The 7645-nt window shown below is 67.2% G+C and carries 6 protein-coding genes; 3 read left to right on the top strand and 3 right to left on the bottom strand.

The genetic code is table 11. The annotated features are described in order from the left end of the window. Window positions 1-31 precede the first annotated feature (31 nt). The gene (locus tag ACK41V_RS18875) at window positions 32-1978 is read right to left on the bottom strand and encodes an AMP-dependent synthetase/ligase (protein WP_409784562.1); all 1947 of its coding nucleotides are present in this window, start codon (window positions 1976-1978) and stop codon (window positions 32-34) included. Between the two features lie 239 nt (window positions 1979-2217). On the opposite strand from ACK41V_RS18875, the gene ACK41V_RS18880 reads away from it, so the two are divergent. Together ACK41V_RS18880 and ACK41V_RS18885 are read left to right on the top strand one after the other, a co-directional pair. Next, on the top strand, window positions 2218-3963 hold the full coding sequence (locus ACK41V_RS18880; RefSeq protein WP_409784563.1) for an ExeA family protein: 1746 nt from the start codon (window positions 2218-2220) through the stop codon (window positions 3961-3963). A 6-nt stretch (window positions 3964-3969) separates the two neighbouring features. Beyond that, window positions 3970-4794: a general secretion pathway protein GspB gene (locus ACK41V_RS18885; RefSeq protein ID WP_409784564.1), complete on the top strand. Its 825-nt coding sequence runs from the start codon at window positions 3970-3972 to the stop codon at window positions 4792-4794. Between the two features lie 194 nt (window positions 4795-4988). Here ACK41V_RS18885 and ACK41V_RS18890 read toward each other — a convergent pair whose 3' ends face one another. Beyond that, on the bottom strand, window positions 4989-6191 hold the full coding sequence (locus ACK41V_RS18890; protein ID WP_409784565.1) for an ABC transporter substrate-binding protein: 1203 nt from the start codon (window positions 6189-6191) through the stop codon (window positions 4989-4991). Window positions 6192-6360: 169 nt separating this feature from the next. Here ACK41V_RS18890 and ACK41V_RS18895 point away from each other — a divergent pair, with 169 nt between their 5' ends. Next, entirely contained in the window at window positions 6361-7116 is a 756-nt protein-coding gene (locus tag ACK41V_RS18895) for a Crp/Fnr family transcriptional regulator (protein WP_409784566.1), read from the top strand. A gap of 60 nt (window positions 7117-7176) precedes the next feature. On the opposite strand, the gene ACK41V_RS18900 is transcribed toward ACK41V_RS18895, so the two are convergent. After that, a partial coding sequence (locus tag ACK41V_RS18900; protein WP_409784567.1) for a methyl-accepting chemotaxis protein occupies window positions 7177-7645 on the bottom strand: 469 nt, incomplete at its 5' end.

A 7645-nucleotide genomic window follows, 5' to 3' on the forward strand; every position in this document is an offset into this window, starting at 1 on the left:
GGGGGCTTCTCCAGCGGGTAAAGCGCGGGCTTCATGCGGCGGCCTTGACGGGCGCAAAGGTCTTCGTGTCCGACAGCTTGAGCGTGGCGCTCACGCTGCCGGTGCGGCCGTCTTCAAACTTCACCTGGGTCTCGATGTACTGCTCGGTGCGGCCGCCGTACAGGGCCTCCACCAGCACGCCGTATTTGTCGGCAATGAAACCGCGGCGGACCTTGTTGGTGCGGGTCAACTCGCCGTCGTCGGCATCCAGTTCCTTGTGCAGCACCAGGAAGCGGCTCACCTGGCTGCCCGCCAGCATGGTGTCGGTGGCCAGGTCGGCGTTGACCTTTTCAATGCATTCGCGGATCAGCTCATACACCTCGGGCTTTTGCGCGAGATCGGTGTAGCCCGCGTAGGGCAGGTTGCGGCGCTCGGCCCAGTTGCCCACGGCATCGAAGTCGATGTTGACCATCACGCACACCTTCTCGCGGCCGTCGCCCAGGGCGACCACTTCCTTGATGTGCGGGAAGAACTTGAGCTTGTTCTCCACATACTTGGGCGCAAACATGGCGCCGTCGTTGGCGCCGCCCTTGATGCGGCCCACGTCCTTGACGCGGTCGATGATCTTGAGGTGGCCGTGCGCATCCAGAAATCCCGCATCGCTCGTGTGATACCAGCCATCGGCCGTCAACACCTCGGCCGTGGCCGTGGGGTTCTTGTAATACTCCTTGAGCAACCCGGCCGACTTGACGAGGATCTCGCCGTTGTCGGCCACCTTGATCTCCACGCCACGGATGGGAACGCCCACCGTGTCGGCGCGCGCTTGGTTGTCGGGCTGCAGGCACACGAACACGGCGGTCTCGGTGGAGCCGTACAGCTGCTTCAAATTGATGCCAATGGAGCGGTAGAACGTGAACAGATCGGGGCCAATCGCCTCGCCCGCCGTGTAAGCCACGCGCACGCGGCTGAAGCCCAGGTTGTTGCGCAGCGGGCCGTACACCAGCAAGTTGCCCAGCGCGTATTTGATCTTGTCGATGGCGCTCACGGCCTCGCCATCCATCAGCGCCGGGCCCACGCGCTTGGCCACGCTCATGCAGGCGTGGAACATCTTGCGTTTGATGGTGCCCGCGTCTTCCATGCGGATCATCACGCTGGTGAGCAGGCCTTCAAAAATGCGCGGCGGCGCAAAGTAGTAGGTAGGGCCGACTTCTTTGAGGTCGATCGTCACGGTGCTGGCCGACTCGGGGCAGTTGACCACGTAGCCGCAAGCCAGCCACTGGGCGTAGCTGAAGATGTTCTGGCCAATCCACGCCGGGGGCAGGTAGGCCAGCACTTCTTCGCTGCTGGTGAGCTTGTCAAACTCGGCGCCTGCGGATGCGCGGTCGAGCAGCGTGCTGTGGGTGTGCACCACGCCTTTGGGGTTGCCTGTGGTGCCCGAGGTGAAGAACATCGCAGCCACGTCGCCCGGCTGCGCCTTGGCCACTTCGGTGGTGAACCATTGGGGGTGCTTGGCCACATGGGCCTTGCCCGCTTCCATCAGCGCCTCCAGCGATGCAAGGCCTTCTTCTTCGTAGTTGCGCAGGCCGCGCGGGTCGTCAAAGTAGATGTTGGAGATCTGTGGGCATTGCTCGCGGATCTCCAGAATCTTGTCCACCTGCTCCTGGTCTTCCACCATACAAAAGCGCACTTCGGCGTTGTTCAGCGGGAAGATGCATTCGGCACCCACGGCATCCTGGTACAGCGGCACGGGGATGGCGCCCAGCGACTGCGCGGCCAGCATGGTGGCGTACAGGCGGGGGCGGTTGGCGCCGATCACGACCATGTGTTCACCGCGCTGCAGCCCGGCCAGATGCAAGCCAGCAGCCACCTGTTCGACCAGGCGTGCCAGGTTGGCCCAGCTGTGGGCTTGCCAGATGCCATATTCTTTTTCGCGCAGCGCCGGGGCCGTGGGCCGTTCGGCGGCATGCTTGAGCAGCAATTGCGGGAACGTGGTCAACATTGCAGGTTCCTAAAGATGAGAGGTGTCCGTCCGGTGACTGCCGGAAGCGCGGCCTTGTGGCTGCGTGTCTGGTATGGGATGGATGCTAGGACTGACTTTGACGCCGTCTTGTCTTGCCGACGACAATTTACGGGAAACTACCGGGTGGGTAAAACCCTTCCTGCCTGTTGCCGGCCCCGGCAAGGGGCCCCAGGGGCTCCGCTGCGGGTTGCTTCATGGGGTGGCGGTATCCTCAGGGCATGTACGCCCCGTTTTTCGGTCTCCAGCAAGCGCCGTTCTCCATCGCCCCCGACCCCCGATACCTGTTCATGAGCGAGCGGCACCGCGAGGCGCTGGCCCACCTGCTCTATGGGCTGGACGCAGGCGGCGGTTTTGTGCTGTTGACTGGTGAGGTCGGCACTGGCAAGACCACCGTGTGCCGGTGTTTTTTAGAGCAGATTCCAGCGCACTGCAACGTGGCCTACATCTTCAATCCCAAGGTCACCGTGGGCGAGCTGCTGCGCTCGATCTGCGACGAGTTTGGCGTGCCCCACGCGCCCGCTGTGCCAGGCGTGGAGACGGTCAAAGACTGCATTGACCCGCTCAATGCCTCACTGCTCGCGGCGCACGCCAGCGGCCGCAACAACGTGCTCATCATCGACGAGGCGCAAAACCTGTCGGCCGACGTGCTGGAGCAACTGCGTTTGTTGACCAACTTGGAAACCAGCGAGCGCAAGCTGCTGCAGATCATCCTCATCGGCCAGCCCGAGCTGCGCGCGATGGTGGCGCGCCCGTCGATGGAGCAATTGGCGCAGCGTGTGATCGCCCGGTTCCATCTCGATGCGCTCACCCCGCAGGAAACGCAGCAGTACATCGCGCACCGGCTGGCGGTGGCGGGGCTCAACGGCCCGCTGCCGTTCAGCCAGCGGGCGATCCGGCGTGTGCATGCGCTGTCGCACGGCGTGCCGCGCCGCATCAACCTGCTGTGTGACCGCGCGCTGCTGGGCGCTTATGCAGCCGGTGTGCGCGAGGTCAGCGCACCCATCGTCAACCGTGCAGCGCGCGAGGTGTTTGATGCACCCGCTGCCGCCGCCGCGGCCCGCAGCGACCGGGGTCCTATGCCGGGCTGGGCCCTGGCGGGCCTCGGCGGCGTGGCGGGAGCGGCTCTGGTGGCCGCTGCAGGCTGGGTTCTCGGGGCCTGGCCGCCACCGGCGGGCTCTGCAAAACCAGCCAACGACCCGGCCGCAGTAGCGCAAGCGCCTGCCTCCGGTGCGGGCGCGGGTGCGGTTCGCGCGTTGCCCGCAGCCAGCGCAGCGGCGGTGGCAGGCCCCGCGGCTTCTGCCGCGTCCGCTGCGGTTGCCGCACCTGCCGCGCCTGTCATTGCGCCCGCGCTGCAGCAGTTTCTGGCCGCGCAGTCCGCGGGGGATGCGCCCGCGTGGAAGGCGCTTGCGTCGGCCTGGGGCGTGTCGCTGCCCGAAGGGGCTGACGCCTGCGCCACGCTGCCGCGCGATGGCTTGCGCTGCTACCGCAACCGCCGCGCCGGGCTGAGCCTGGTGCGCCAGATCGACCGGCCCGTGATGCTGACGCTGTTCCCGTCGGAAGACGCTGAAGAATCGGTATCGGCCGTGCTGCGCAGCCTGCAGGGCGACACCGCCACGCTGGAGGGCGGTGGCCAGACCCTGCAGGTGCCCGTGGAGGCGCTGGCGCTGGTGTGGCGCGGCGACATGGCCACGCTGTGGCGCACACCGCCCGGCATGCCCGAGCGGGGCGAAATCGTCGACACGCCGGACGGCGCCGCGTGGCTGGACCAGCAGCTGGCCTCCAAGGCCGCGGGCGGCACGGGCCCCAGCAGCCGCCCGATGACGCCTGCCCTGCGCCAGTCGCGCATCCACCGATTCCAGCTGGCCCAGGGCGTGACGCCCGATGGCCGCGCTGGCCCCCTGACCCTGATGCTGCTCAACCGTGCAACCGGTGTGAGCGAGCCGCGCCTGCGCGCCGGAGGCTGACCGAACATGTCCTACATCCTTGATGCGCTGCGGCGCGCAGACGCCGAGCGGGGCCGTGGTGGTGTGCCCGGCCTGCACACCCAGGCCACGCCTGTGCCCGGCGCTTCGCCCGCCCAGCGGTCGTCAGCCTCTGCATCGCTGACGGTAGTGGTGGCTGCCGTGCTGGTGGTGGCCGCTTTGGCCGCTGGCGGCACCTGGTGGGCGATGCAGCGCAACGCGCCGAGTGGTGGTGTGGTGCTGGCGGGGGGCCAGCCGCCTTCGACACCTTCCACGCCTGCGGCACTGGTCACCGCGCCCCCGCCAACGCAGACGGTGACACCTGTCACCAGTGCTTCCACCGCGCCCGCCAACCCGAGCCCCGCAGCCGCCGCCGTACCTGCTCCGCCCCCGGCGGCAGCCGCAGAACCCCGCCCGGCCGAGCGCCGCCCCGTTCCGCCCCCGCGCGAAAAACCCGCCGCAACAGCGACCGCACAGCGCGCGCCGCTGCCAGAGCCCCCGCGCAACCGCGCGGTCGACGAGGCGCCGCGCGACCGCACGCCACCCGTCGCCCCGCCCGCCGCCCGCGCGCCAGAGCCTGCGGCCACCCCCGCGCCCACCGGCACCGTGTTCGCCCAGAGCGACCTGCCCGACGCCGTGCGCACGCAATTGCCAGTGCTCAAGATCTCGGGCGCTACGTACTCCGCCAACCCGATGCACCGCATGGCCATCGTCAACGGCCAGGTGCTGCACGAGGGCGATGTGGCCGCGCCGGGCCTCTTGCTCGAAAAGATCGAACCCACCCGCATCATCTGGTCGTTCAAAGGCTACCGCTACGGGCTGGCCTCGCAATAGCCGAAAATATGAGCCAAATTGGCCTCTAGCGCTTATCCAATAAGCGCTAGTAGCTATCTATTTGATAGTATTTGGCTGGGCGCTGGATGCTCAAAACTGGCGCGCCTCCAACGCCAGTGCCACCGTGGAACTGGCTCCGCCAGGCCACGGGTGGCGTCCCCCACCGGGGGAAGCGGCGCAGCCGCTCAGGGGGGCTACCGAATAAACCGGCCATCTCGCCCCACCAGCGTCAGCTCCACAAACCGTGAGGCATTGCGGTCGGGCGTGCTGGCATTGATGTCGAAGCCGCCCAAGTCCCACTTCTTGAGGTTCCAGGTCGCATCGATGAACGCTGCGCGCGTGGGGTTGCGGCCTGCGCGCTGCAGCGCCTCGGCAAACACGCGGGCGTTGATATAGCCCTCCAGCGCCAGGTGCGAGGGCTCGGCCGTGGCGCCCGATGTTTTCCAGGCGGACTGAAACTCGCGCACCACCGGCATCACCACGTTGGACGGCAGCGGCACCACCTGCGAAATCGCCATGCCCGTGGCATCCGGGCCCAGGGCCTTGACGGTGGCGGGCGTGCCCATCACCGACAGCGCATACAGCGTCACGCCGCGTTGGAGCGCGCGGAACGCTTTCACAAATTCCAGCGTGGGTTTGCCCGCCAGGCCGATCACGATGGCCTCGAGGTTGCCGCCCGCCAGCTTGGCCGCGGCGGCGCCTGCGTCCGATGCGTTGTTCTCCACCGTCACGGCAATGGAACCCGGCAGCTTGAGCCGCTCCATGGACTGCTTGGCGGCGTTGAAGATCTCTTTGCCGAAGGCATTGTTCTGGTAGACGATGCCGATGCGCTGAATGCCGATGGTGGACAGGTGCTGCACCAGCTTTTCGGCCTCGTCGGCGTAGCTCGCGCGGATGTTGAACACGTTGCGGGCGGTGGGGATGCGGCTGAGTTGCGCGCCGGTGAACGGTGCAAAAAACGGAATCCCGTTCTCGATCACCTTGGGCAGCATGGCGTCGATCATGGGCGTGCCCATGCAGTTGAACAGCGCAAAGGTGTCGCGCTCGGCCATGAATTTTTCGACGTTGGCCAGGGCTTTGGGCACGTCGTAGGCATCGTCCAGTGTGACCAGTTCGATGGTGCGGCCGTTGACGCCACCGCGCGCGTTGATGCCCGCAAACGCGGCCTTGGCACCCTGGTGCATGGCAGAGCCCAGGTCGCCCAGCGGGCCGGTCAGCGCGGTGGACTGCGCAATCTTGATGACACCGTCCTGCGCGCGGGCGCCGCCCAGGTGGCCCAGCCACGGCAGGCTGACGGCCGCGGCCAGCAACTGGCGCCGCGCGATGGTCGGCCGTGGGGAGGAGGCTTTGGGGGCCCGCGGTGCGCGGCCTGCGGACGCGTGGGGTGTTGGGTGCATGGTGTCTCCTCGGAAATGGCCCCGGGCGCGCCAGAGGCGGCCCCGGGGAAAGGCGACATCATCCCGGCGAGATTGGCATTTTTTTGTCTTTCTGACGACAATCCGGGTCGTGGTATTCCCGCATCCCCTGCGCCTGCAGGGGCCGTTTTGCCTTCCATTTCTTACCGCCATGGACCCACGCACTTCCCAAGACCTGTCTTTGCACCAGCGGCGCCGCTCGCCCACCGCCGACGAGCTGGACGGCATTCCCTGGCTGCCGCTGCTGCTGCCCGCCGAGCGCGAGCGTGCGGTGGCGTCGCTGCTGGTGGGGGATGCCCAGGCGGGCGATTACGTGTGCCGCGTGGGGCGCCCGGTGACCTACTGGTTTGGGGTGGTCGAGGGTCTGCTCAAGATGAGCACCGACAACGCGCAGGGCCAGACCATGACCTATGCGGGCCTACCGCCCGGCGGCTGGTTTGGCGAGGGCACCACCATCAAGCGTGAGCCCTACCGCTACAACATTCAGGCCCTGCGCAAAAGTGTGGTGGCGGGCTTGCCCCTTGACAGCTTTCACTGGCTGCTGGACCACTCCATCGGCTTCAACCGCTTTGTGATGAACCAGCTCAACGAGCGGCTGGGCCAGTTCATCGCAGCGCGTGAAATTGACCGCCTGAACAACCCGGACGTGCGCGTGGCGCGCAGCCTAGCGTCGCTGTTCAACCCGGTGCTGTACCCCGGCGTGGGCGAGGTGCTGCGCATCACCCAGCAGGAGCTGGCGTACCTGGTCGGCTTGTCGCGCCAGCGCGTGAACGAGGCGCTGGCCGCGCTGGAGACGCAGGGCGCGATCCGTGTCGAATATGGGGGCCTGCGCGTGCTGGACCTGGCGGCGTTGCGCTCCAGCGTCTTTCAGCTCCAGGTGAGTGACGGGCGGGTGGCACGCGGGTGAGGGACGGCGGAAGCGCGTCGGAAGGACTTCTGGCGGCCCCCCAGACTGCAAATCAGCAGATCAACGCGGCAATGACGGCAGCTTGCTGCGCGGCTTGAGCGTGGCCTGCGGGCTGGAACGGAATGCGGGGGCGGGCACCGGCGCAGGTGTCGGTGTGGACACGCCCCAGCTGGTTTCGTTGCTGCCGTTGCGGGTGAGCTGGAAGGTGCCCACCATCTGCGTCAGGCGCCCGGCCTGGTCCTTCAGGCTGTCGGCCGCCGCAGCGCCTTCTTCTACCAACGCAGCGTTTTGCTGGGTCATCTCTTCCAGCTCGCCCACGGACTGGCTCACGTGGCCGATGCGCTGGCTTTGCTCCTGCGTGGCGGCGGTGATCTCGCCCATGATGTCCGACACGCGTCGTACTGACAGCACCAGTTCTTCAATGGTCTTGCCCGCGTGGTTGACCAACGTGCTGCCTTCTTGCACCTGGTCGACGCTGGCACCGATCAGGGCCTTGATCTCGCGCGCGGCGTTGGCCGAGCGGCCCGCC

This window comes from Acidovorax sp. (genome assembly GCF_046291265.1).
In the GTDB taxonomy this organism is placed as follows: Bacteria; Pseudomonadota; Gammaproteobacteria; order Burkholderiales; family Burkholderiaceae_C; genus Acidovorax.